This is a genomic window from Duganella sp. BJB476 (genome assembly GCF_003416895.1).
Taxonomy (GTDB): Bacteria; Pseudomonadota; Gammaproteobacteria; order Burkholderiales; family Burkholderiaceae_D; genus Rugamonas.
This window is the reverse complement of the sequence record NZ_QVIO01000007.1, coordinates 72008-97146: the sequence shown is the minus strand read 5'-3', so window position 1 is coordinate 97146 and position 25139 is coordinate 72008. Positions and strand designations below refer to the sequence as shown.

The window sequence follows — 25139 nt, the reverse complement described above, 5'->3', positions numbered from 1 at the left end:
CTCCGTGATGACAATTACATCGGTGCCGGAATTTCAGCATCGGACGGTGCTGCTAGACGAAGCGGTCGACGCGCTGGCGCTGGACGGCGCGCGCGCCGACGGCGTCTACGTCGACGGCACCTTCGGCCGCGGCGGCCACTCGCGCCTGATCCTGTCCAAACTGGGCGCCAAGGCGCGCCTGATCGCCTTCGACAAAGACCTGCAGGCGATCGCCACCGCCGAGCAGATCGCCGACCCGCGCTTCACCATCGTCCACGACAGCTTCGCCACCATGCACGCGGCGCTGGCCGAGCGCGGCGTGGCGCAGGCCGACGGCATCCTGCTCGACCTGGGCATCTCGTCGCCGCAGGTGGACGACGCCGCGCGCGGCTTCAGCTTCCGTAACGACGGCCCGCTCGACATGCGCATGGACACCACGCGCGGCATGTCGGCGGCGGAGTGGCTCGCCATAGAAACCGAACAGACACTGGAAAAGGTGATCAAAGAATATGGGGAAGAACGGTTTGCTTTTCAGATTGCAAAGGCGATTGTTGCTCGCAGGGCAGTCGAACCAATTTCAACCACACGACAGCTTGCCGGCATCGTGGCAGGCGCGGTCAAGACTCGGGAAAAGGGCAAGGACCCGGCCACCCGTACCTTTCAGGCTATCCGGATTTTCATCAATAAAGAGCTTGAAGACCTCGAGATCGGTCTGACCCAGGCCTGGAACAGCCTGGCGCCGGGCGGCATCATCGCCATCATCAGCTTCCATTCGCTGGAAGACCGCATGGTCAAGCGCTTCTTCGCCTCCAAGGCCAACGTCGAGCAACCGGACCGGCGCCTGCCGATCCGCGCGGTCGACCTGCCGCAGCCGGAGCTGAAGCTGCTGGCCAAGTTCAAGCCGTCCGACGCCGAGATCGACGCCAACCCGCGCGCCCGTTCGGCCGTGATGCGCGTCGCCCGCCGTTTGCCGTTCCCTGCGAAGGGCGCGGCATGAGCGGCAAGATCAACCTGGTGCTGGCGGCGCTGCTGGTGGCCTGCGGGCTGTCGCTGGTGAACGCCCAATACCAGGCGCGCCATCTGTTCATCGAACTGGAACGCACGCAGTCGCAGGCGCGCCAGCTCGACATCGAATGGGCGCAGCTGCAGCTGGACCAGTCGACCTTGGGCAAGCACGCCCGCATCGAGGAAATCGCCCGCCGCGACCTGAACATGACGCCGCTGACCGCGGCGCGCACGCAGTACCTGACGCCGGAAGGATCGAAATGAGCCGCGGCAGCAATGTGAACACCTCGCGCGTAGCCGCCTCCAAGGGCGTGCCGTTCTCGAAGAACCCGGTACTGGCGGTGCGTCTGCCGGTCTGGCGTTCGCGCGTGGTGCTGTTCGTATTGTTTGCCGCCTTCGCCGGCCTGGCCGCGCGCGCCCTGTGGCTGCAAGGCCTGTCGACCCAGTTCCTGCAAAAGCAGGGCGAGATCCGCTACGCCCGCACGCTCGACCTGCCGGCCACGCGCGGCAAGATCACCGACCGCGACGGCCAGGTGCTGGCCTCCTCGGTGCCGGTCAAGGCCATCTGGGCGATCCCGGACGACGTCCAGGACGCGCCGCCGGCCAAACTGAAAGAGCTGGCGCGCCTGCTCGAGATGAGCAACGCCGACCTGCAAAAGAAACTCGACTCCGACCGCGGCTTCGTCTACCTGAAGCGCCAGGTCGAGCAGGACGTGGCCGACCAGATCACCAAGCTCGGTATCGACGGCATCCAGACCCGCAAGGAATACAAGCGCTTCTACCCGCAGGGCGAAGTGACGACCCACGTGGTGGGCTTCACCAACGTCGAAGACGCGGGCCAGGAATCGATGGAGCTGGCGCAGCAGAAAACCCTGGTCGGCCAGCCGGGCAGCCGCCGCGTGATCAAGGACCGCCTCGGCCACATCGTCGAGGACATCGAGTCGGTGCGCGAACCGCACGACGGCAAGGACCTGACGCTGTCGATCGACAGCAAGATCCAGTACATCGCCTTCATGCAGGTCAAGGAATCGGTGGAGAAGTTCCACGCCAAGGCCGGCGCCGCCGTGGTGCTGGACGTGCACACCGGCGAAGTGCTGGCGCTGGCCAACTGGCCGACCTACAACCCCAACGACCGCTCCAAGCTGACCGGCGAACAGCTGCGCAACCGCGTGATGACCGACACCTTCGAGCCGGGCTCCTCGCTCAAGCCGTTCACCGTCGGCCTGGCGCTGGACGAGAAGCGCATCACGCCGCACACCATGTTCGACACCGGCGCCGGCGCCATGGTGATCGCCGACCACGTGGTCCACGACACCCACCCGCACTACCTGATCGACGTCCAGACCATCATCCAGAAATCGTCCAACATCGGCACCTCGAAGATCGCGCTGGGCATGCCGCCGCAGGAGATGTGGGAAATGTTCACCAAGGTCGGTTTCGGCCAGCAGCCCAAGTGGGGCTTCCCCGGCGCCGTGGCCGGCCGCGTGCGCCCGTACAAATCGTGGCGTCCGATCGAGCAGGCCAATATGAGCTTCGGCCAGGGCATCTCGGTGTCGCTGATCCAGCTGGCGCGCGCCTACATGATCTTCGCCCGCGACGGCGACATCATCCCGCTGTCGTTCCAGAAAGTGACGGAAGCGCCGCACGGCACGCAGGTGGTCAGCGCCAAGACCGCGGCCGAGATGCGCGAGATGCTGGAAATGGTCACGCAGCCGGGCGGCTCCGCCGTCAAGGCCCAGGTGCCCGGCTACCGCGTGGGCGGCAAGACCGGCACCGCGCAGAAGTTCATGAACGGCCACTACTCGCAATCCAAATACATCGGCAACTTCGTCGGCATGGCGCCGATGTCGAACCCGCGCTTCATCATCGCCGTCATGATCGACGAACCGGGCGGCCCGGTGCACGTCGGCGGCGACGTGGCCGGCCCCGTGTTCTCCGCGCTGGCCGCCAACGCGCTGCGCGCCAAGAACATCACGCCAGACTCCACCCTTACCCATATCATCATTCCTGATAATGCATCACAGGAGAACATGTGACGACTTCTGACTTCGACCCGCTGGCAATTGCCGCCGCCATCCGCAAGCTTGCGCCGTCCGCGCAACTGGCTTCGGATTCGCGCCGGATCAAGCTGGGCGATGTGTTTTTTGCCTATCCCGGCGACGCCGGCGATGGGCGCAGCTTCATCGACAGCGCCGTCGAGCAGGGCGCCGCGCTGGTGGTGCTCGACCCGGCAGGCTTCACCTGGAACGACAGCTGGTCCGTCCCTTATATCACCGTTGAAAAGCTCAAGCAGCACGCCGGCGTGATCGCCCACGCCTTCTATGAACAGCCGGATGCGGCGATGTTCACCGTCGGCGTCACCGGCACCAACGGCAAGACCTCCAGCGCCGTATGGCTGGGCCACGCGCTGTCGCGCGGCGCCGAACCGGCCGCCGTGGTCGGCACGCTGGGCGTGGGCCTGTTCCGCGCGCGCGGCGAAGTCGAATATGACGTCACCGGCTACACCACGCCGGACGCGGTGCTGCTGGCGCGCACGCTGGCCGAGCTGCGCACGCAGGGCGCCGCCTCGCTGGCGATCGAAGTGTCGTCGATCGGACTGGAACAAGGCCGCGTCGCCGGCATGCACTTCGACGTCGCGCTGTTCACCAACCTGACCCGCGACCACCTGGACTACCACGGCAGCATGGAGGCCTATGAGGCCGCCAAGACCAAGCTGTTCGACTGGCCCGGCCTGAAAACGGCGGTGATCAACCTGGACGACCCGATGGGCCTGCGCCTGATCGCGCACCTGAAGGCGAAGGCGCCGCTGGCCGGTGACATTCCGTTGATCGGCTACACGCTGCACGACGTCGCCGCGCAACCGGACATCGAGGGCGTGCTGATGCTGCGCGCCAGCCAGTTCCGCAGCAGCCGCAACGCCGGCACCGAATTCCACCTGGAGTGCCCGCTGGGCGTGGCGCTGGTCAAGACTCACCTGGTCGGCAACTTCAACATCAGCAACGCGCTGGGCGTGATGGGCGCGATGCTGGCCAAGGGCCTGGGCCTGCGCGCCGCCATCGAAGCGGTCGAATCGCTGCTGCCGGCGCCGGGCCGCATGCAGCAGGTCGGCGGCCAGGATGCGCCGATGATCGTCATCGACTACGCGCACACCCCGGACGCGCTGGAAAAAACCCTGGCCGCGCTGCGCCCCGTGGCCACCGACCGCGGCGGCCAGTTGTGGTGCGTGTTCGGCTGCGGCGGCGACCGCGATCCGGGCAAGCGCCCGCAGATGGGCAAGATCGCGCAGATGGCCGACCACGTGCTGGTCACCAGCGACAACCCGCGCAGCGAAGATCCGCACACCATCATCGAGCAGATCGTCGCCGGCATGGACCGCAACAACCCGGCATCGACCGTGCAGACGCTGGACGACCGCGCCGCCGCCATCCTGTCGGCGATCAAGCACGCCGGCAAGCCGGACGTGATCCTGCTGGCCGGTAAAGGCCACGAGCCGTACCAGGAAATCAAGGGCAAGAAACTGCCATTCTCCGACGCCGACCACGCGCAGCTGGCGCTGTCGGCCCGCTTAACCATGATGAGGACGAATTGATGCGTGCAGCACTCGCACAGATTCTGCCTTCTGTGACCGGCGCCGAATTGATCGGCTCCGGTGAAATCGTATTTGACGGCGTCTCCACCGACAGCCGTAGCGTCGCCGCCGGCGCGCTGTTCGTCGCCTTGCGCGGCGAAGTATTCGACGCCCACAACTTCCTCGCGCAAGTGGCGGGGCAGGGCGTGGCCGCCGTCGTGGTTGAAGAACTGCCGCAAGGCTGGACCGCATCGACCGGTATCGCGGCCATCGTCGTGCCGAACACGCTGGTGGCGCTGGGCCAGATCGCCAACTACTGGCGCCGCCAGTTCGCCATGCCCGTCATCGGCGTCACCGGCAGCAACGGCAAGACCACGGTCAAGGAAATGATCGCCGCCATCCTGGCCTCCGCCCACGGCGAAGACGGCCGCCTGGCCACGCGCGGCAACCTGAATAATGAGATCGGCGTGCCGCTGACGCTGTTCCGCATGGAAGCGAAGCAGCAGTCGGCCGTGGTCGAACTGGGCATGAACCATCCCGGCGAGATCGGCCGCCTGAGCGCCATCGCCGCGCCGACCATCGCCATGGTCAACAACGCCCAGCGCGAACACCAGGAATTCATGCACACCGTGGAAGCGGTGGCGCGCGAGAACGGCGCCGTGCTGGCCAGCCTGCCGGCCGACGGCGTGGCCGTGTTCCCGTATGGCGACGAGTTCACGACTATCTGGGAAGAACTGTCGGCCGGCCGCCGCGTGCTGCGCTTCGGCCTGACCAAGGACGCTGAGGTGAGCTGCACCTTCCGCGCCAACGATTTCGGCAACGAGATGTTCGTCACCATCCGCGAAGGTGCCGGTGAGCCTGAACAGTTCTTCGTCAACCTGCAGGCGGCGGGCGAGCACAATGTGCGCAACGCGCTGGCCGCCGTGGCCTGCACCTACGCCGCCGGCATCGCGCTGGACAAGATCAAGCTGGGCCTCGACACCTTCGCACCGGTCAACGGCCGCCTGCAGAAGAAGGCCGCGGCCAACGGCGCCGTCGTCATCGACGACAGCTACAACGCCAACCCGGACTCGGTGCGTGCCGCCATCGATGTGCTGTCCAAAACCGCCGCCCCGCGCGTGCTGGTGCTGGGCGACATGGGCGAAGTCGGCACCCAGGGCCGCGAGTTTCACGAAGAAATCGGCGCGTATGCGCAGACCCAAGGCATCGAACAGGTGCTGGCAATCGGCGAACTGGCCGCGCATATGCATGGCGCGACCATCCGTCATTTTGAAAACTTCGGCGATTTGCTGGCTGCTGTCGAAGCAGCCGTCACGCCGGATGCAACCGTATTAATCAAGGGCTCCCGCTTCATGAAAATGGAACGGGTCGTGCAGCATTTGATTGGATCGCAACAAGCTAACAAGGAAAGTCACTAATCATGCTGCTCTGGCTCGCACAGTATTTTCAGCAGGACCTCGGACCACTCCGGGTCTTCAACTTCATCACCTTCCGCGCGGTGTTCGCCACCGCGACGGCGCTGCTGATCGGCCTGTCGGCCGGTCCGGCCGTGATCCGCAAGCTGACCGCCATGAAGTACGGCCAGGCCGTGCGCACCGACGGTCCGCAGACCCACCTGAAAAAACACGGCACCCCGACCATGGGCGGCGTGCTGCTTTTGATCGCCATCGGCGTCTCGACGCTGCTGTGGTGCGACCTGTCCAACCGTTTGATCTGGCCGGTGCTGGTCGTCACGCTGGGCTTCGGCGCGGTCGGCTGGGTCGACGACTACCGCAAGGTGGTGCGTCAGGACCCTGAAGGCATGCGTTCGGCGGAAAAATACTTCTGGCAGTCGCTGGTCGGCTTGGCCGCCGCGCTGTACCTGGCGTTCTCGGTGTCCGCACCCAACGCCGGCAAGGTATTCGAGCTGTTCTTCGCCTGGGTGCAGTCGGGCTTCTCGATGGACCTGCCGCCCAAGGCCGATTTGATCGTACCGTTCTTCAAGACCATCAGCTATCCGCTGGGCGTGTGGGGCTTCATCGCGCTGACCTACTGTGTCATCGTCGGCACCAGCAACGCCGTTAACTTCACCGACGGCCTGGATGGCCTGGCGATCATGCCGACGATTATGGTCGGCTCGGCGCTCGGCCTGTTCGCCTACCTGACCGGTAGCGCCACGTATTCGAAGTACCTGTTCATCCCGCACATACCCGGCGCGGGCGAACTGATTATCTTCTGCGGCGCGCTGGCCGGCGCCGGCCTGGCCTTCCTGTGGTTCAACACCCACCCGGCCCAGGTGTTCATGGGCGACGTCGGCGCCCTGGCGCTGGGCGGCGCGCTGGGCACCATCGCCGTCATCGTGCGCCAGGAAATCGTCCTGTTCATCATGGGCGGCATCTTCGTCGCCGAGACGGTGTCGGTGATTATCCAGGTGGGCTGGTTCAAGATCACCAAGAAACGCTTCGGCGTCGGCCGCCGCGTGTTCCTGATGGCGCCACTGCACCACCACTTTGAACAAAAAGGCTGGAAAGAGACCCAGGTCGTCGTGCGCTTCTGGATTATCACGATGATGCTGGTGCTGATCGGTCTCTCTACTTTGAAACTGCGCTGATGATCTACGAAGGCAAAAACGCACTGGTACTCGGACTGGGTGAATCCGGTCTGGCGATGGCGCTGTGGCTCGCCCGCAGCGGCGCGCGCGTGCGCGTGGCCGATACCCGTGAAGCGCCGGAGCGCCTGCCGGCGCTGCGCGCGGCCGTGCCGGAAGTGGACTTCGTCGCCGGCCCGTTCGGCGCGTCGTTGCTGGAAGGCGTGGACTTCGTCGCCGTCAGCCCCGGCCTGGCGCCGTACCGCGAACTGGCCGGGATCGCGCCCGCCGCCGCCGCCGCCGGCGTGCCGGTATGGGGCGAAATCGAACTGTTCGCGCAGGCGCTGGAGTCGCTGGAACGTGAACGCGGTTATACGCCCAAGATCATCGCCATCACCGGCACCAACGGCAAGACCACCGTCACCACGCTGGTCGGCCAGCTGTGCGAACGCGCCGGCAAGACCGTGCGCGTGGCCGGCAACATCAGCCCCGCCGCGCTGGACGTGCTGCGCGAAGTGCTTGACGCTCCGGCAGGGGAGGACGCGCTGCCCGCGCAGTTGCCCGAAATCTGGGTGCTGGAACTGTCGTCCTTCCAGTTGCAAACCACCTTCACGCTGGAGGCGGATGCCGCCACCGTATTGAACGTGACCCAGGACCACCTGGACTGGCACGGCGACATGCCGTCCTACGCCGCCGCCAAGCACCGCATCTTCGCGGCCGACACCGTGCGCGTGTTGAACCGCGACGACGCCACCGTGATGCGCATGGCCAGCGCCACCGGCCAGAACGTCACCTTCGGCACCGACGCGCCGACGCTGCGGGACGACCTGGGCCTGAACAGCGAGCGCGGCGTGCTGTGGCTCGCCACCGCCGTGCCGTCGGAAGAAGAGGGCGAACCGAAGAAGCGCAAGAAAAACGATCCACCGCCGCCACCGGTTGAGTGCATGGTCAAGAACCTGATGCCGGCCGACGCGCTGCAAATCCGCGGCGTGCATAACGCCGCCAACGCGCTGGCCGCACTGGCCCTGTGCCGCGCCATCGACCTGCCATTGGCGCCGCTGCTGCACGGCCTGCGCGAGTATCGCGGCCAGCCGCACCGCGTGGAACTGGTCAGCGCCATCAACGACGTCGAATACTACGACGATAGCAAGGGCACCAACGTCGGCGCCACCGTGGCCGCCTTGAACGGTTTGGGCAAGGCCTTCACCGGCGCCAACCAGCGCCTGGTGGTCATCATGGGCGGCGACGGCAAGGGCCAGGATTTCACGCCGCTGGCCGAACCGGTATCGCGCTACGTGCGCGCCGTGCTGCTGATCGGCCGCGACGCGCCGCAGATCCGCGCCGCGCTGGAGGCATCGGCGGACCTGGGCTATGAAATCGAAGACTGCGGCACCGACCTGCCGCAAGCCGTCAAGCGCGCCAGCGAACTGGCGCAAGCCGGCGACGCCGTGCTGTTGTCGCCGGCCTGCGCCAGCATGGACATGTTCAAGAACTACGCGCATCGCGCCCAGGTGTTCATCGACACCGTGCGCGAGATCGCCCTCGATGCAGGACAGGAGCTCTGATGGCCTTCCAGATGCCGTTCCGCTTTGCTGACAAGTCGACGCCGCCGTCGATGGACAGCCGCGCGCGGCAATCGAAGATGATGGAATACGACCAGCCGCTGGTCTGGGTCACGCTGCTGTTGATGCTGCTCGGGATGGTGATGGTGTACTCGGCCTCGATCTCGCTGCCGGATTCGCCCAAGTTCGCCAACTACGTGCGCTGGCAGAATACCTACTTCCTGCAACGGCAGGCGATGTTCATCGTCGTCTCGCTGCTGGCCGGCCTGTTCGTGTTCCGCATCCGCGTCTGCGACCTGCAGAAGGCCGCGCCGTATCTCTTCATCGGCACGCTGGTGCTGCTGGTGATGGTGCTGATCCCCGGCCTCGGCGTGGTGGTCAACGGCGGCCGCCGCTGGCTGTCGCTCAAAGTGATCAACGTGCAGCCGTCGGAGCTGATGAAAGTCGTGGCCGTGCTGTACGCCGCCGACTACACGGTGCGCAAGCAGGAATACATGCACAAGCTGACCAAGGGCTTCATGCCGATGGCGGCGGCGGTCGGCTTCGTCGGCCTGTTGCTGCTGCTCGAACCCGACCTGGGCGCGTTCGGCGTGATCGTCTGCATCGCCATGGGCATCCTGTTCCTGGGCGGGATCAACGCCATCTGGTTTGGTGGCATCGGCGCTGTGCTGGTGGTGATCTTCGGCTCCATCATCGCACTGTCCAAATTCCGCCGCGAGCGCTACTTCGCCTACCTCAATCCGTGGGAAGAAGACAATGCATTGAACAAGGCCTACCAGCTGACCCACTCGCTGATCGCTTTCGGGCGCGGCGAGATTTTTGGCGTTGGCCTGGGCGGCAGCGTGGAAAAGCTGCACTACCTGCCGGAGGCGCATACCGACTTCCTGCTGGCGGTGATCGGCGAAGAACTCGGCCTGGCCGGCGTGCTGGTGGTGATCGCGCTGTTCTACTGGCTGATCAAGCGCGCCTTCGACATCGGCCGCCAGGCCATCGCCATCGACCAGACCTTTGCCGGCCTGACGGCCAAGGGCATCGGCATCTGGATCGGCGTGCAGACGTTTATCAATATGGGTGTCAACCTTGGCCTGCTGCCGACCAAGGGCTTGACCTTGCCGCTGATGAGCTATGGCGGCACGGGTGTGGTAATTAACTGCATCGGACTCGCGATCCTGCTCCGGATCGACTACGAGAACCGGGTCCTGATGCGTGGTGGCAGACTATGAAACGATTGATGATTATGGCGGCCGGCACCGGCGGTCACATTTTCCCCGGACTGGCGATTGCGCAGACGCTGCGCGCGCGCGGCTGGGAAGTGACCTGGCTGGGCACCGCCGCCGGCATGGAACAGGATTTGGTGCCCAAGCACGGCATCGCGATGGACAGCATCGACTTCACCGGCATGCGCGGCAAGGGCTTGAAGCACTCGCTGGGCGGCGCGCTGAAGATGGTCAAGGCCTTCGCCGCCTGCTTCGGCTACATCGGCAACCGCAAGCCGGACGTGGTGCTGGGCATGGGCGGCTACGTCACCGTGCCGGGCGGCCTGATGGCGCGCCTGCGCGGCGTGCCGCTGGTGCTGGTCAACGCCGACGCCGCGCTGCTGCTGTCGAATAAAACGCTGGTGCCGTTCGCCGAGCGCGTGTGCTTCGGCTTCCCGGCCAACTTCGGCAAGGCCGCCAGCAAGGCCGTCGTCACCGGCAATCCGGTGCGCAAGGAGATCCTGGAGATGGCCGCGCCGGACCTGCGTTTCTTCGGCCGTGAAGGTCCGCTGCGCATCCTGGTGGTGGGTGGCAGCCTGGGCGCCAAGGCGCTGAACGACAACCTGCCGGCCGCGCTGGCGCTGATCCCGGCCGCGCAGCGTCCGCAGGTAACGCACCAGTCGGGCAAGAAGAACATCGATGCGCTGCGCACAGCCTATGCGCAAGCGGGCGTTGAGGCCAATGTGGTCGACTTCATCGACGACATGGCCGCCGCCTACAGCCACGCCGACGTGGTGATCTGCCGCGCCGGCGCGATCACGCTGTCGGAGCTGACCGCCGCCGGCGTGGCCAGCGTGCTGGTGCCGCTGGTCGCATCGACCACCAGCCACCAGCGCGACAACGCGCAGTGGATGGCGAAACAGAACGCGGCGATCCACATGCCGCAATCGGAAATGAGCGCGCAGAGTGTAGCGACGCTGTTGGAAACGCTGACCCGCGGCGCCTGCCAGACCATGGCAACGGCGGCGCGCAGTGTCGGCAAACGCGATTCGAACGACGCTATCGCACAAGTATTGGAACATTTAGCATGAAGCATAAGGTACAAAATATTCACTTCGTCGGCATCGGCGGCAGCGGCATGAGCGGCATCGCCGAAGTGCTGCTGACGCTCGGCTACACCGTGTCCGGCTCGGACCTGGGCAGCAATGCCGTCACCCAGCGCCTGGCCGACATGGGCGCTACGGTATTCCAGGGCCACGCCGCCGCGAACATCGGCGACGCCGACGCCGTCGTCACCTCGACCGCCGTCCAGCAGGACAATCCTGAAGTCGTGGCTGCGCGCAGCCGCAAGATCCCCATCGTTCCACGCGCCGTGATGCTGGGCGAGTTGATGCGCCTGAAGCGCGGCATCGCCATCGCCGGCACGCACGGCAAGACCACCACCACCAGCCTGGTCGCATCGGTGCTGGCGCAGGGCGGCCTGGATCCGACCTTCGTCATCGGCGGCCGCCTGACCGCCGCCGGCGCCAACGCCAAGCTGGGCACCGGCGAATACCTGGTGGCCGAAGCCGACGAATCGGACGCATCGTTCCTGAACCTGACGCCGATGATCGAAGTCATCACGAACATCGACGCCGACCACATGGAAACCTACGAGCACGATTTCGAAAAGCTCAAGCAGGCCTTCGTCAGCTTCACGCACCGCCTGCCGTTCTACGGCCGCGCCATGCTGTGCATCGACGACCAGCACGTGCGCTCGATCCTGCCGCAGGTGACCAAGCCTGTGACGACCTACGGCTTCCACGAGGACGCCGAAGTACGCGCCGTGAACGCCCGCGCGGTCGGCGTCGAGATGCACTTCACCGTGATCCAGGAAGGCTATCCCGACCTGGACGTGGTGCTGAACCAGCCCGGCCTGCACAACGTGCAGAACGCCTGCTCGGCCATCGCCATCGCGCGCGAAATCGGCATCGAAGACAAGGATACGCAAGCCGGCCTGGCCGCCTTCGCCGGCGTCGGCCGCCGCTTCACCAAATACGGCGACGTCGCCATCCCCGGCGGTGGTACGTTCACGCTGGTGGACGACTTCGGCCACCATCCGCTGGAAATGGACGTGACCACCGCCGCCGCGCGCGCCGCCTATCCCGGCCGCCGCCTGGTGCTGGCCTTCCAGCCGCACCGCTACAGCCGCACGCGCGACCTGTTTGAAGATTTCGTCAAGGTGCTGGGCACCGTCGATGTGCTGGTGCTGGCCGAAGTCTACGCCGCCGGCGAAGCGCCGATCGTGGCCGCCGACGGCCGCGCGCTGGCGCACGCATTGCGCGCACGCGGCAAGACCGAACCGATATTTGTAGAGGCGATCGGCGATATGCCGGAAACCATCATGGGCGTGGTGCGCGACGGCGACGTCGTCATGACCATGGGCGCAGGCTCGATCAGCGGCGTCCCTGCCAAACTGACTAACTATCCAAAGGTCTGAAAGTGAATCACCTTACTCCTGTTGACGCAAAAGCTTTCGGCAAGGTCGGCGTGCTGTACGGCGGCCGCTCCGCCGAGCGCGACGTTTCCATCATGTCCGGCAACGGCGTGCTGGCGGCCCTGCAAAGCAAGGGCATCGACGCCCACCTGTTCGACACCGGCGTGCGCACGCTGGCTGAACTGGCCGCCGAAAAATTCGACCGCGTGTTCATCGCGCTGCACGGCCGCTTCGGCGAAGACGGCAGCCTGCAAGGCGCGCTGGAACTGCTGGGCATTCCCTACACCGGCAGCGGCGTGATGGCCAGCTCGGTGGGCATGGACAAGATCACCACCAAGATCGTCTGGCTGGCCGCCGGCCTGCCGACGCCGCGCTACGCGGTGCTCAATGCTGGTTCCGACCTGGCCGCCGTGTGCGCCGACCTGGGCCTGCCGCTGATCGTCAAGCCGCCGCATGAAGGATCGACCATCGGCATCACCAAGGTCAGTGCGGCTAATGAATTCAAGGCCGCCTTCGGCATCGCCGCCGCGCTGGACGACTCGGTGCTGGCCGAGGAATTCGTCACCGGCCGCGAGTTCACGGTCGCCATGCTGGGTTCCGGCGCCACCGCGCGTCCGCTGCCGGTGGTGGAGATCGTCGCCCCGCAAGGCAATTACGATTACCAGAACAAGTACTTCACCGACGACACCAAGTATTTCTGCCCGGCCGTGCTGCCGGAAGCCTTGACGCAGGAGATGCAGCGCCTGGCCGTGCTGGCCTACCGCGCCATCGGTTGCGAGGGTTGGGGGCGGGTCGATTTCCTGCTGCGCGAAAGCGACCAGAAACCGTTCCTGCTGGAGGTGAACACCTCGCCGGGCATGACCGGCCACTCGCTGGTGCCGATGGCGGCGCGCGCGGAAGGCATCAGCTATGAAGATCTGTGCGTGGAAATCCTGCGCACGGCGCGCTTGAAGATGAAGGGCTAAGTAACAGCATGTGGCAAGACGCTAAAGCCTTGAATGCGACCGCCAGCGGCATTTTCGTCCTGACGCTGTTGGCATGCATCGCGGCAGGCGTGTGGTGGGTGGCGCAGCGGCCGATGTTCACGCTGCGCACCATCCGTATCGAGACGATCGGGCAGGACGAGTTAAAGCATGTGAATCACCTGACGCTGCGTAACAACGCGCTGGGCCGCATCAAGGGTAACTTCTTCACGACGAATCTGGATGCGGTGCGCCAGGCGTTTGAATCGGTGCCCTGGGTACGCCGCGCAACGGTGCGGCGCGAATGGCCGGACCAGCTGATCGTGGCGCTGGAAGAGCATGAGGCGCTGGGCACGTGGGGCGAGGATGGAAGGCTGCTGTCGACCAAGGGCGAGTCGTTCACCGCCAACCTGGCCGAGGCGGAAGAGGACCATGTGCTGCCGGAGTTCGACGGACCGGAGGGCAGCGAGAAGGAAGTGCTGTCGCGGTACGACGAGCTGCGCACCTGGTTCGCGCCGCTCAAGCTGGTGCCGGAGGCGTTGTCGCTGTCGGGGCGCTATGCATGGACGGTGAAGCTGAATAACGGCATGAGCGTGGCGCTGGGACGGGAACAGACCAGCACCACGTTGAAGGAAAGGGTGGACCGCCTGCTGGGAATTTATCCGCAGCTGGTGGAGCACTTGCAGAACATCGAGACCATCGATATGCGTTACCAGAATGGGCTGGCACTGAGTGCGACGGGATTGAAGATTCCGGCCGAGGGAGCCAAGCCAAAACCGATCGTGAAGAAAAAAATACAGTAGGCAGAGATAAATGACTAAAGACGCTAAAAACCTGATCGTTGGCCTCGACATCGGCACCTCGAAAGTGGTGGCCGTGGTGGCCGAGGTGATGGGCGATGGACGCCACGAGGTGATCGGGCTGGGCCAGCACGAATCGAAAGGCCTGAAGAAGGGCGTGGTGGTCAACATCGAAGCGACCGTCGAATCGATACAGCGCGCGCTGGAAGAAGCGGAGCTGATGGCCGACTGCAAGATCCGCAATGTCTACGCCGGCATCGCGGGCAGCCATATCCGCAGCTTCAATTCCAGCGGCATGGTGGCCATCAAGGACAAGGAAGTGACGGCCACCGACGTGGCGCGCGTCATCGAAACGGCAAAGGCGGTTAACATTCCGACCGACCAGCAGCTGCTGCACACGGTACCGCAGGAATTCATCGTCGACAGCCAGGAAGACGTGCGCGAGCCGATCGGCATGAGCGGCATCCGCCTGGAAGTCAAAGTCCACATCGTCACCGGCGCCGTGTCGGCGGTGCAGAACATCGTCAAGTGCGTGCGCCGTTGCGGCCTAGAAGTGTCCGACCTGATTTTGCAGCCGATGGCCTCGGCCGACGCGGTGCTGACGCCTGATGAAAAAGAACTGGGCGTGGTGCTGATCGACATCGGCGGCGGCACCACCGACGTCGCCGTGTTCTCGGACGGCGCGATCCGCCACACGGCCGTGATCCCGATCGCCGGCGACCAGATCACCAACGACATCGCGATGGCCTTGCGCACCCCGACCTCGGAGGCGGAAGAGATCAAGATCCGCTACGGCGTGGCCAAGCAGGTGCTGGCCGATCCGGGCGAATCGCTGGAAGTGCCGGGCCTGGGCGACCGCGGTCCGCGCAACCTGTCGCGCCAGGCGCTGGCCGCCGTGATCGAGCCGCGCGTCGAAGAGCTGTTCGCCATGGTGCATCAGGTGGTGCGCGAGTCGGGCTACGAAGGCGTGCTGTCGTCGGGCATCGTGCTGACCGGCGGCACCGCGATCATGCCGGGCATGGTCGAGATGGCGGAAGACATATTCCTCAAACCGGCGCGCCTCGGCACGCCGGACTACCGTGGCCAGCTGGCCGACGTGGTGCGCAGCCCGCGCTACGCGACCGTGCTGGGCCTGTTGTTGGAAGCGAAAAAGCAGTACCTGCGTGGCCATATCGTTACGCGTCAGGATGGTTCGGTGAAGGCAGTATGGCAGCGCATGAAAGAATGGTTCTTGGGTAATTTCTGAAGCACTTTGCAGCAAAAAATTAGCTAAATTTTTTATATTAAAACCGCAGTTTTCAATCCCCAGTTCTTCTAACGATATGAGGACTGGCGCTTGAAAACCGCATTCTGATAGGGAGTCACATCATGGAGTTTGATATGGTCGATAACGCAGCTTTGGGCACCGTCATCAAGGTCGTCGGAGTCGGCGGCGCAGGTGGCAATGCAGTTCAACACATGATCAACAAGGGTATGTCCGGCGTCGAGTTCATCGCCGCCAATACCGATGCGCAGGCGCTGTCGACCTCCAAGGCCGACAACGTGATCCAGATCGGCGAGACCGGCCTGGGCGCCGGCATGAAGCCCGACGTCGGCCGCCGTCTGGCCGAGGAATCGCGCCAGCGCATCGAAGACTCGCTGCGCGGCGCGCACATGGTGTTCATCGCCGCCGGCATGGGCGGCGGCACCGGCACCGGCGCCGCACCGATCGTGGCGGAAATCGCCAAGTCGCTGGGCGCGCTGACCGTGGCCGTGGTGTCGAAGCCGTTCTCGCACGAAGGCCAGAAGTGCATGGACATCGCCGACGAAGGCCTGGAGCAGCTGTCGGCCCACGTCGACTCGCTGATCGTGATCCTGAACGAGAAGCTGGAAGAGATCTACGAAGACGAATCGCTGATCGACTGGCTGCAGCACGCCGACGATGTGCTCAACAACGCCGTCGCCGGTATCGCCGAGATCATCAACGTGCCGGGCCACATCAACGTCGACTTCAACGACGTCAAGACCATCATGGGCGAGCAGGGCAAGGCCATGATGGGCACCGCGACCGCGTCCGGCGTCGACCGCGCGCGCATCGCCGCCGAGCAGGCCGTGGCGTCGCCGCTGCTGGACGGTGTCGACCTGTCGGGTGCCCGTGGCGTGCTGGTCAACGTGACCGCGTCGCGTGGCCTGAAGGGTAAAGAGATCAAGGAAGTCATGGCCGCCGTGCGCGCCTTCGCCGCGCCGGACGCGTCGATCGCCCAGGGTATCGCCTACGACGACAACATGGGCGACGACATCCGCGTCACCGTGGTGGCCACCGGCCTGGGCAAGGCCAAGAAGCACGTGCAGCTGGTTCCTCAGCAGATGCTGCGCACCGGCACCCACAACAGCCCGATGATGCCATCGGCTGCACTGGGCGGCGGCGCGGCTTCGTCGTCGGTGTCGATGGGCGCGACCAGCGGCATGGGCGGCGGTGCATCGCCGGCCTTCGACGGCATGAAGGCGCCGGCCGTATGGCGTCGCGAATCGGCTTCCGAGCAGGTGCGCGCGATGGAAAAGAATGGCATGGAAACGTACGACATTCCTGCCTTCCTGCGCAAGCAGGCGGATTAAGGCATACTGCTGGCTCTAAGCCGGTGAAAGCCGCGCCTGGGCGCGGCTTTTTTACGTTCAACATTTTATAAAAGGAGTCATCCATGACCATCAAGATTGGCGACACCCTGCCAGAAGGCACCCTGTCCGAATTCATCGAAACCGAAACCGAAGGCTGCTCGCTGGGCCCGAACACGTTCAACGTACAAGACCTGGTCAAGGGCAAGAAGATCGCGATCTTCGGCCTGCCGGGCGCCTACACCCCGACCTGCTCGGCACAGCACGTGCCAGGCTACGTCAAGCACGCCGCCGACCTGAAAGCCAAGGGCGTCGACGAAATCTGGTGCATCTCGGTCAATGACGCCTTCGTCATGGGCGCGTGGGGCCGCGACCAGAAAGCCACCGGCACCGTCCGTATGATGGCCGACGGCAACGCCGCCTACTCCAAGGCCCTGGGCCTGGACGCCGACTTCAACAAGTTCGGCATGGGCACCCGCTCGCAGCGCTACTCGCTGCTGGTTGAGAACGGTGTCGTCACCCAGCTCAACATCGAGCAGGGCGGCAAGTTCGAAGTATCGAACGCTGAAACCCTGCTGGCCCAGGCGTAATCGCCGGACTGGTTGGATGCAGTAAAAAAACGGCGCCGCGGCGCCGTTTTTGTATTAATCTCACAATATGACTCAAGCCTTGATCAATCCAGCTTTGATGACATGGTCCCGCCGCAGGGCCGGGCTCACTCAAGCTGAACTCGCTGAAAGCATTCCCGTCAAAGAGGAAAAGGTGCTGGCTTGGGAAACGGGCGAGAGCAGGCCTACATTCCGTCAAGCGCAACAATGGGCTGACCGCGCTCATATTCCTTTCGGCTTCCTGTTCCTGAAGGCGCCGCCGCAGGAGGCGTTGCCTCTTCCTGACTTGAGAACGGTCGGTAGCGATACACCAGAAGATCCAAGTGTCGATTTGCTCGATACGGTACGCGACGTGCTGCGCAAGCAAGCGTGGTATCTCGATTATCTGGCCGAGCAGGAGCGTGAAGCGCTTCCTTTTGTCGGCAGGTTTAGTAGCACTGATGCGATCGACGATGTCGTTGCAGACATCCGTCGGGTGCTAGGTGTTCAGGCTCCGCTTAAAAAGGGCGGAGATGAATATATGCGGCAATTGGTAGCCGGTGCCGACGCTGCCGGCATACTCGTCATGCGCAGCGGAATTGTGGGTTCGAATACCCATCGAAAACTGGATGTCGGCGAGTTTCGGGGCTTTGCGATCGGCGATAGGTATGCTCCTGTCGTTTTTATTAACCTCGCGGATGCGCCGGCGGCGAGGCTGTTCACATTGATCCATGAACTGGCGCATATCTGGATTGGAAGTAGCGGGATTTCCAGTGTGTCGCCGGCGGACAACCGGAAAACAGAGACTTTCTGCAATGCCGTGGCGGGTGAGTTTTTGGTTCCGGAGTTGCTATTCCGTGAGCGCTGGAAGCATGCTGTTGATTGGATAGCGCAGTTGCCGGAGTTGGCCGCTGGCTTCCATGTCAGTAAGCTGGTCATCGCTCGCAGAGCCTGTGATTTAGGATTCGTTTCCCGCGACGCCTACGTTGCATTCTATCTGGCGGAATTAAAGGCATATCGGGACCAGAAGGGCGGTGGCGGGAATTTCTACCAAAGCGCGGAGGGCAAGAATAGCAAGCGATTCAGCCGGGCGGTTTTGTCGGAAGCATTGAGCGGACGCTTGCTGCTGCGCGAAGCCGGAAAGCTGCTGGGAGTGCAGCCGGCCAAAGTCCGTACTTATGCTGAAAAGACGGACGAATGAGGTATCTGCTTGACGCCAATACGTTTGTCGAAGCTAAGAATCGTTATTACAACATGACGGTCTGTCCGGCGTACTGGGAATGGATACTTCAAAAATTCGGCTCCAACGATGTGGCAAGTATCTCGATGATAGGCGATGAATTAAAGCGAGGTGACGATGAGCTCGCCTCTTGGGTTAGATGCCATCCGGCGTTGTTCGAGGCTGTTGACGATGAGAGCACGCAAGCCTGCTTCGTCAAGGTTGTCGAGTTCGTCGCCTCAGAAACTCATCGGATGAAGGTTGGCGCGGTTGAAGATTTTCTTTCCGGCGCGGATCCATGGCTGATAGCCAAAGCAATGGCGACCGGCGCCACTGTGGTGACTCACGAGCGTCATCATGCAGACGTCGTCAAGAAATTCCTTATTCCAAATGTGTGTGATGTCTTTAATGTCGAATGGATGAATACTTTTGACTTGCTCTACAAGTTAGAAGCACGTTTTGTTTTGCCGGGTGGATGATGCGAGTTCTAGCTATTTCCGGCAGCCTGCGGGCGCTTCCCATCAGCTCGATGCTGCTGCGCACGGCAAGGCCGATCAGTAACCCTGCACGCGCAGGCAGACGGCCAGTTCATCGGCCAGCCGGCGCCGCTGGGCCGCGCCGATAAAGCGGCCGAGTTCGACCTGCTCGCCGCAGTCCTCAAGATGGATAAGATCACCGTCGCGCCGGGGCGGCAGCAGGCGGGTGGTGCGTGGGCGCAGACTGCGCTCGCTGCGCTTGCGTCCCCGGCATTGCTCCACCACGATGGCGCCGGGGGAAATCGCGATGCGGTCGTAATCGCCCCGATGGCGCGCGCAGTAGTGCAGGCAGGCCGCCAGCGCCGCCTGCTCCAGCGTGGCGTAGACCAGCACATACCAGTAACCCTGCCACAGGAACGCCAGCGCCACCAGCGCCGACGGCACGCACAGCGTCACGAACACCAGCGCCAACTGGCGCTGGGTCAGTGTGCAGCGGCGCTCCAACAGCCAGCTGCGCGGTTCCGATGGCACATCGCGCGGCATCGCATTCTCCCTGGACGTCCGTAAAGTATATCCCGGTTCGTCAGCGCGCCGCCGAGGTGGACGTCAATAGATATCGCCGAAATCGTGCTTGGCCTTGAACAAGGTCGAGTCGATGGAGAACGAGCAGTCGGCCTGCACGGCGAAGTATTTCAACGTCTCTTCCGGCGCCGTCGTGAACAGGCTGCGGATCGCCGTCACGCGCTCGGCCGGCGTGCGCATGCGGGCCGTCCACTCGTCGAATTTCATCTCCAGCTTCCAGTCGCCGGCGCGCTCGCAGGTGAAGCCGGCGTCCGCCAGCATCGCGAGCCATTCGGACGGCCGGTAGTCGCGCACGTGCGAAGCGTCGCGCAACAGTTCGACCGCCTGCAAGGTGGTGTCGTGCAGCGGGTTTTCCGGCGCGGTGATGTCGACCACGACCAGCACGCCGCCTTTCTTCAACACCCGCTTCACTTCGCGCAGCGCGGCAGGCACATCCAGCCAGTGATGCGCCGAGAAGCGCGTGACCACCATGCAGAACGAGGCGTCCGCGAACGGCAGGCTGGCGACGTTGCCTTGCTGCGTGGTGATGTTGTCCAGCTCCCGTTCGGCGGCGGCGCCGCGTACCACGGCCAGCATCTGTTCGGACAGGTCGAAGGCCGTCACCGATTTCGCCACCGGCGCCACGGCGAAGCTGGCGTGGCCGGCGCCGCAGCCCAGGTCCAGCACCGTCGGATGCGGCCCCAGCAGGCGGGCGACCTCGCGCAGCGCGGCCAGGTCGGCGCCTTGCGCGTGGACGGTGCTGGTCAGGTAGGCGCTGGCGGTATTGCCGAACTGTTGGGCGACGACGGCTTGCTGTTTCATGTTTTTCTCCAAAAATGGGCGAGTCAGGGCAGAATAGGCGTGTTTTTATCCTGTAACAAGACAAGTACTTATCCTGGTATAAGAACTACCATGCACAGCAAACTCGGCGAATTCATCCGCGCTCATCGCGAGCGCACCCTGCCCGACAGCGTCGGCCTGCCCGGCGGCGGACGGCGCCGCACGCCCGGCCTGCGGCGCGAAGAGCTGGCGCAATTGTGCGACGTCAGCCCGACCTGGCTGACCTGGCTGGAGCAGGGCAGGGACGTGCAGGCGTCCGGCAAGATGCTGGCGCGGCTGGCGGAAGTGCTGCGTCTGTCGGCCGCCGAGCGCGCCTACCTGTTCAGCCTGGCCGACCGGCTCGATCCGCATCACGATGACGATGGTGGTAGCGCGGAGGAAGCGCTGGACGCGATCGTCGCCGCCATTGATGCTCCCGCCTACATCCTGGACCGGCAATGGGATGCGGTGGCGTGGAACCCGCAGGCGGCGCAGCTGTTTGCCGGCTGGCTGTCGGCGTCGCCGTCATCGCGGCCGAATCTGCTGCGCTACATGTTCCTCAGCCCAGCGGCGCGCGAACTGATCGTCGATTGGCCGGAGCGCGCCCGGCGGCTGGTGGCCGAATTCCGCGCCGACATCGGCCGCCACGCCAGCGAGGAGGTGCTGGCCGGCCTGATCGCCGAACTGTCCGACGCCAGCACCACCTTCGCCGAGCTGTGGACCCTGCAGGACGTGGTCGGCAGGGAAGGCGGCCTGCGCCGTTTCCGCCATCCGCGACAAGGTGATCTGGACTTCAATCAGGTAACGCTGCATCTGGCCAAGCGGCATGATTTGAAGCTGGTGATGCTGCTGCCGCAGACGTGATTGGACAGCTGCGTGAAGTGTCCGGCTTTTGATGTTATAGTTCCTGCATCATTCTGACGTTCCGCCCATGGGGACGTCCCTTTGCGCATCAGATTTTTAGAATGCTCACATGCCGATCGAACTCAACTTTGCAACGCCGGTCGCGCTTCCCGCGCAGTCCAGCATCTCCGACCTCTACCAGGCGGTCAACCTGGCCGACGCATTTGCAATCAGGCTGCCGTCCGGCGCCTCCGCTGATCCGGATCTGCTGGCCCGGTTCATCTTCGCGCATCAGCCTGCATGGATCGGGACACTCACCAATCTTCGCGATCTGATTGTTGCCCGCTTTGGTCTGAAGACTGCCAGGCATCTGGCAACCCTGGCCCATGTTGCGAAGGTTGAACGGCTTGGCATCTTCAAGGTCTACCGCACCAGCGAAACCGAGGTTGTGGTGGGGGAGGACGACGCGCATCTCGATTTCCGCGTATCGATCCTGTGCAGCGGCGGGCCGGAGGCTGACAGCGGACGCGAACTGACCGTCTCGACGGTGGTCCATTGCCATAATCTGCTGGGGCGGGTCTACATATTTTTCATTGCGCCCTTTCACCGCATGGTGGTCAAGGCCAGCCTGCGCCGCGCTGCGCATATCGGCTGGCCTGTGAGTGGAGCACGGCCATGACGATGCGAACAATAGCAGCACTGTGCATGGGAGTGCTGATGACGGTTGCTCAGGGCGAAGCAGCCGCTGCCGAACCAGCGGGACACATCACCGGCGTGGGCGGCGTCTTCTTCAAAGCCAAGGACCCGAAGGCGCTGGCGGCCTGGTATCGCGATGTGCTGGGCATGCCGCTGGAAGTGTGGGGCGGCGCGAAACTGCGCTACGACGCGCCCCAGCATCCGCCTGCGTTGATCTGGAGCGCCTTCCCGGCCACGACGAAATACTTCGCGCCATCGACCAGCGAGTTCATGATCAACTACGCGGTCGACGACATGGACGCCTTGCTCGCGCGGCTGGAAGCGAAAGGCGTCGCCATCCTGAAGCGCACCGACGACGACCCGAATGGCCGCTTCGCGTGGATACTCGATCCGGAAGGTAACAAGATCGAACTCTGGGAGCCGAAACGTGCGCCGCCTCCCTGATTGGCTTGGTAAAGGCTCAGACAAATGACGGAGTTTGATTATGCGGTTGCTATTGTTGTGGTTTGTACTGGCTATTACGAATATCGCGTCGGCGAATACTCCTTACGAAATGAGAGGAGTCGTTCTGCTACAGCCTGAGTCCGTTCTGAATGAACGTATCCAGACGAATTCGCTAGCGTCGTATATCCGTTCGGTTAACGCCGCTGCCACCGATGTTTTTGCTTCCCAGACGCACGGGCCGGCGGCCGGGTTTCTGGTCCTTGCCATCAGGCCAGGCAATCAATCCGCTGCATGGCTCGATGTTAGCCCTGCGTTGCCACCTGATCTCGCAAACGATCTGGTTGCAAGGCTGCGTGCCCTGCCTGTACCAGAAGTTCAGCTTGGCCCCGTCGTGTTTGCTGTACGCGCCGTGTTGTGGGGAGGAGAGCCTTTGGATCAAAATCTGCCTGAGCCTGAGGAGTGGAGGCGAGCGGCACATGAGGCAGGGCAACCCCTTGAGATCGGTGAGTTGGTTGGTCGCATTTGGCCGCGCTAACCTGAGGCGAAAAACTGCTTGTGGGGCCGGAATTTTATAATGCCAAGCATGAAACCACTCATCGTAATATTGCTGACCGCCTTCTCCAGTTCGGCATTGGCCTGCCAGACGCCGACGCAAAAGCCTGCGCGCAGCCTGGACCACCTGGCGCGCGGCCACGCTGAAAGACGAGCCGGGCGTCTCGGCCCGGCTCTACAAATTCCCCTTCCCAAAGATGGCGTCACCGACGGCATACGCTGAGTCGGCGCGGCGTTCTGCAAGGAAAGCATCGCCTTGCTATAATCGGTGCGTCCGGGCACTACCCGGTCCTGGCTCCCAACGTCGCCATGATGACGTTCCCAGTGGTCCGCACGGACCTGCCGCAAGGAGCTCCCCTGTCCACCGCCACCCGCTCAGAAAACCTGCGCAGCATCTACGCGATGCTGGCCGCGGTCGCCATGTTCTCGTTCATGGACACCACCATGAAAGTGCTGTCCTCCCACTATCCCGCCACGCAAGTGACCGCCATGCGCGCGCTCAGTTCGCTGCCGCTGCTGTGCGGCTACATGCTGTATCGCGGCGCCTTCCGCGGCATCTTCCAGGTGCGCTGGGGCATGCACGTCTTCCGCAGCGTGCTCGGCATCGCCATGCTGACTTCGTTCGCCTACGGCCTCAAGGCGCTGTCGCTGGCCGAGGCGTATTCGATCTTCTTCATCGCGCCGTCGCTGATCACGGCGCTGTCGGTGTTCGTGCTGAAGGAGAAGGTCGGCATCGGCCAGTGGGTCGCGATCGTGGTCGGCCTGCTCGGCGTGCTGGTGGTGCTGCGCCCCGAAGGCACGGGCTTCCTGACCCTGGGCGGGCTGGCCTTGCTGGGCTCGGCCGCCTGCTACGCGATGGCCGCGATCACCAGCCGCGTGCTGGCCCGCACCGACAGCAACGAATCGATGATGTTCTGGTACCTGTTGCTGATGGCGGCCGGCGGCCTGGCGATGTCGGCCAGCCACTGGGTGCCGGTGCGCGCCGAAGACGGCTGGGTGCTGCTGGCGCTGGCGCTGAGCGGCTTCCTCGGCCAGCTGGCGATCACGCGCGCGTTCAGCTCCGGCAAGGCCTCGGTGGTGGCGCCGTTCGAATACTCGGCGCTGGCCTGGGGCGTGGCGATCGACTGGCTGCTGTGGCACACGCTGCCCGACGGCTACACGCTGCTCGGCGCCGGCATCATCATCGCCAGCGGCATCTACCTGGTGCGGCGCGAATCGGTCCATGCGGAAGCCGAACATCCTTGACGATGGGAAACTCCGCCGACAGCGCGGCGGACCCAACTTCGCTATAATCGTCGGATGTTAAAACAACGCACTATCAAAGAACTGGTCCGCACCACAGGTGTCGGACTGCACTCCGGCACCAAGGTCGAGCTGACCCTGCGCCCGGCCGCGCCGGACACCGGCATCGTGTTCCGCCGCGTCGACCTGACCCCGGTGGTGGAGTTCCCCGCCAGCGCGATGGCGGTTGGCGATACCCGCATGGCCTCCGTGCTGGTCAAGGACGGCGCCCGCGTGTCGACCGTCGAGCACCTGATGTCGGCCTGCGCCGGCCTCGGCCTGGACAATCTGTACATCGAAGTCAGCGCCGAGGAAATCCCCATCATGGACGGTTCGGCCTCGTCATTCGTGTATTTATTGCAACAGGCTGGCGTGCAAGAGCAGCCGGTCGCGAAGAAATTCATCCGCGTGCTGAAACCGGTGGAAATCCGCGAAGGCACGGGCGACAAGGAAAAATGGGCCCGTTTGACGCCGTACAACGGCTTCAAGCTGGACTTTTTCATCGAATTCAACCATCCGGCGGTCGACGGTACCCAGCAGCGCGCCCATGTGGATTTCGGCGACGTCTCCTACGTGCACGACGTGGCCCGCGCCCGCACCTTCGGCTTCATGCAGGACGTGGAAATGCTGCGCGGCATAGGCCTGGCGCGCGGCGGATCGCTGGAAAACGCGATTGTGATGGACGAGTATCGCATCCTCAATTCGGACGGGCTGCGCTATGACGACGAGTTCGTGCGCCACAAGATCCTGGACGCCATCGGCGACCTCTACCTGGTCGGCCACCCGCTGCTGGCCAGCTACGAGGCCCACAAATCCGGCCACGCGCTGAACAACCAGCTGCTGCTGGAGTTGCTCAAGCATCCGGATGCCTATGAAATCGTCTCGTTCGAGACCAATGAAGTCGCGCCACCGTCGTATCTGCGCCAGATGGCGCGTGAGTGGGCACTAACTTAGT

Annotated in this window: 26 protein-coding genes; 24 read left to right on the top strand and 2 right to left on the bottom strand. The window is 63.9% G+C overall.

Annotation, left to right across the window (positions count from 1 at the left end):
- The first annotated feature begins 7 nt into the window (after positions 1-7).
- The 17 genes from rsmH to D0T21_RS24385 all read left to right on the top strand — a co-directional run bounded on the left by rsmH (position 8) and on the right by D0T21_RS24385 (position 18991).
- Positions 8-976: a 16S rRNA (cytosine(1402)-N(4))-methyltransferase RsmH gene (gene rsmH, locus D0T21_RS24465; protein WP_116994553.1), complete on the top strand. Its 969-nt coding sequence runs from the start codon at positions 8-10 to the stop codon at positions 974-976.
- Positions 973-1248 carry a cell division protein FtsL gene (gene ftsL / locus D0T21_RS24460; RefSeq protein ID WP_020705059.1) on the top strand — a complete coding sequence of 92 codons (276 nt, stop codon included), beginning with the start codon at positions 973-975 and terminating at the stop codon, positions 1246-1248. The genes rsmH and ftsL overlap by 4 nt, the downstream gene beginning before the upstream one ends.
- Positions 1245-3020: a penicillin-binding protein 2 gene (locus D0T21_RS24455; RefSeq protein WP_116992452.1), complete on the top strand. Its 1776-nt coding sequence runs from the start codon at positions 1245-1247 to the stop codon at positions 3018-3020. Before ftsL ends, D0T21_RS24455 begins: the two co-directional genes overlap by 4 nt.
- Positions 3017-4573, top strand: a complete 1557-nt coding sequence (locus tag D0T21_RS24450) for a UDP-N-acetylmuramoyl-L-alanyl-D-glutamate--2,6-diaminopimelate ligase (RefSeq protein WP_116992453.1) — start codon at positions 3017-3019, stop codon at positions 4571-4573. Before D0T21_RS24455 ends, D0T21_RS24450 begins: the two co-directional genes overlap by 4 nt.
- The gene (gene murF, locus D0T21_RS24445) at positions 4573-5970 is read left to right on the top strand and encodes a UDP-N-acetylmuramoyl-tripeptide--D-alanyl-D-alanine ligase (RefSeq protein WP_116992454.1); all 1398 of its coding nucleotides are present in this window, start codon (positions 4573-4575) and stop codon (positions 5968-5970) included. The genes D0T21_RS24450 and murF overlap by 1 nt, the downstream gene beginning before the upstream one ends.
- A 2-nt stretch (positions 5971-5972) precedes the next feature.
- Positions 5973-7142, top strand: coding sequence for a phospho-N-acetylmuramoyl-pentapeptide-transferase (gene mraY / locus D0T21_RS24440; protein WP_116992455.1), 1170 nt, complete (start codon positions 5973-5975; stop codon positions 7140-7142).
- Entirely contained in the window at positions 7142-8683 is a 1542-nt protein-coding gene (murD, locus tag D0T21_RS24435; protein ID WP_116992456.1) for a UDP-N-acetylmuramoyl-L-alanine--D-glutamate ligase, read from the top strand. The genes mraY and murD overlap by 1 nt, the downstream gene beginning before the upstream one ends.
- The gene (gene ftsW, locus D0T21_RS24430; RefSeq protein WP_116992457.1) at positions 8683-9903 is read left to right on the top strand and encodes a putative lipid II flippase FtsW; all 1221 of its coding nucleotides are present in this window, start codon (positions 8683-8685) and stop codon (positions 9901-9903) included. Before murD ends, ftsW begins: the two co-directional genes overlap by 1 nt.
- On the top strand, positions 9900-10967 hold the full coding sequence (murG, locus tag D0T21_RS24425; RefSeq protein WP_116994552.1) for an undecaprenyldiphospho-muramoylpentapeptide beta-N-acetylglucosaminyltransferase: 1068 nt from the start codon (positions 9900-9902) through the stop codon (positions 10965-10967). The genes ftsW and murG overlap by 4 nt, the downstream gene beginning before the upstream one ends.
- Positions 10964-12355, top strand: a complete 1392-nt coding sequence (murC, locus tag D0T21_RS24420) for a UDP-N-acetylmuramate--L-alanine ligase (RefSeq protein ID WP_116992459.1) — start codon at positions 10964-10966, stop codon at positions 12353-12355. The genes murG and murC overlap by 4 nt, the downstream gene beginning before the upstream one ends.
- A 2-nt stretch (positions 12356-12357) precedes the next feature.
- Positions 12358-13317, top strand: coding sequence for a D-alanine--D-alanine ligase (locus D0T21_RS24415; RefSeq protein ID WP_116992460.1), 960 nt, complete (start codon positions 12358-12360; stop codon positions 13315-13317).
- 8 nt (positions 13318-13325) lie between these two features.
- Positions 13326-14117 carry a cell division protein FtsQ/DivIB gene (locus tag D0T21_RS24410; RefSeq protein ID WP_116992461.1) on the top strand — a complete coding sequence of 264 codons (792 nt, stop codon included), beginning with the start codon at positions 13326-13328 and terminating at the stop codon, positions 14115-14117.
- 10 nt (positions 14118-14127) lie between these two features.
- Complete coding sequence (ftsA, locus tag D0T21_RS24405; RefSeq protein ID WP_020705070.1) at positions 14128-15360, top strand: cell division protein FtsA; 1233 nt, start codon at positions 14128-14130, stop codon at positions 15358-15360.
- A gap of 122 nt (positions 15361-15482) precedes the next feature.
- A complete protein-coding gene (gene ftsZ / locus D0T21_RS24400) occupies positions 15483-16709 on the top strand; it encodes a cell division protein FtsZ (protein WP_116992462.1) in 1227 nt (408 codons plus the stop codon).
- 83 nt (positions 16710-16792) lie between these two features.
- Positions 16793-17296 carry a peroxiredoxin gene (locus D0T21_RS24395; protein WP_116992463.1) on the top strand — a complete coding sequence of 168 codons (504 nt, stop codon included), beginning with the start codon at positions 16793-16795 and terminating at the stop codon, positions 17294-17296.
- A gap of 79 nt (positions 17297-17375) precedes the next feature.
- A complete protein-coding gene (locus D0T21_RS24390; RefSeq protein ID WP_229211628.1) occupies positions 17376-18494 on the top strand; it encodes an XRE family transcriptional regulator in 1119 nt (372 codons plus the stop codon).
- Positions 18491-18991 carry a DUF4411 family protein gene (locus D0T21_RS24385; protein ID WP_116992465.1) on the top strand — a complete coding sequence of 167 codons (501 nt, stop codon included), beginning with the start codon at positions 18491-18493 and terminating at the stop codon, positions 18989-18991. Before D0T21_RS24390 ends, D0T21_RS24385 begins: the two co-directional genes overlap by 4 nt.
- A gap of 75 nt (positions 18992-19066) precedes the next feature.
- Here the strand turns inward: D0T21_RS24385 and D0T21_RS24380 are convergent, their stop codons facing one another.
- Together D0T21_RS24380 and D0T21_RS24375 are read right to left on the bottom strand one after the other, a co-directional pair.
- Complete coding sequence (locus D0T21_RS24380) at positions 19067-19531, bottom strand: DUF2244 domain-containing protein (RefSeq protein ID WP_116992466.1); 465 nt, start codon at positions 19529-19531, stop codon at positions 19067-19069.
- 63 nt (positions 19532-19594) lie between these two features.
- Complete coding sequence (locus tag D0T21_RS24375) at positions 19595-20371, bottom strand: class I SAM-dependent methyltransferase (protein WP_116992467.1); 777 nt, start codon at positions 20369-20371, stop codon at positions 19595-19597.
- A 90-nt stretch (positions 20372-20461) separates the two neighbouring features.
- On the opposite strand from D0T21_RS24375, the gene D0T21_RS24370 reads away from it, so the two are divergent.
- The 7 genes from D0T21_RS24370 (at position 20462) to lpxC (ending at position 25138) form a co-directional block, all read left to right on the top strand.
- Positions 20462-21232 (top strand): helix-turn-helix transcriptional regulator, encoded by a 771-nt coding sequence (locus D0T21_RS24370; protein WP_116992468.1) that lies wholly within the window; start codon positions 20462-20464, stop codon positions 21230-21232.
- A gap of 109 nt (positions 21233-21341) precedes the next feature.
- Positions 21342-21890, top strand: coding sequence for a DUF2867 domain-containing protein (locus D0T21_RS24365; protein WP_116992469.1), 549 nt, complete (start codon positions 21342-21344; stop codon positions 21888-21890).
- Entirely contained in the window at positions 21887-22351 is a 465-nt protein-coding gene (locus tag D0T21_RS24360; protein WP_229211627.1) for a VOC family protein, read from the top strand. The genes D0T21_RS24365 and D0T21_RS24360 overlap by 4 nt, the downstream gene beginning before the upstream one ends.
- 40 nt (positions 22352-22391) lie before the next feature.
- On the top strand, positions 22392-22886 hold the full coding sequence (locus tag D0T21_RS31835; RefSeq protein ID WP_147328169.1) for a hypothetical protein: 495 nt from the start codon (positions 22392-22394) through the stop codon (positions 22884-22886).
- A gap of 48 nt (positions 22887-22934) precedes the next feature.
- Positions 22935-23126 carry a hypothetical protein gene (locus tag D0T21_RS31830; protein WP_147328168.1) on the top strand — a complete coding sequence of 64 codons (192 nt, stop codon included), beginning with the start codon at positions 22935-22937 and terminating at the stop codon, positions 23124-23126.
- Between the two features lie 179 nt (positions 23127-23305).
- Complete coding sequence (locus D0T21_RS24355; RefSeq protein WP_116992543.1) at positions 23306-24148, top strand: DMT family transporter; 843 nt, start codon at positions 23306-23308, stop codon at positions 24146-24148.
- 54 nt (positions 24149-24202) lie between these two features.
- Positions 24203-25138, top strand: a complete 936-nt coding sequence (lpxC, locus tag D0T21_RS24350; protein ID WP_116992470.1) for a UDP-3-O-acyl-N-acetylglucosamine deacetylase — start codon at positions 24203-24205, stop codon at positions 25136-25138.
- Position 25139 lies beyond the last annotated feature (1 nt).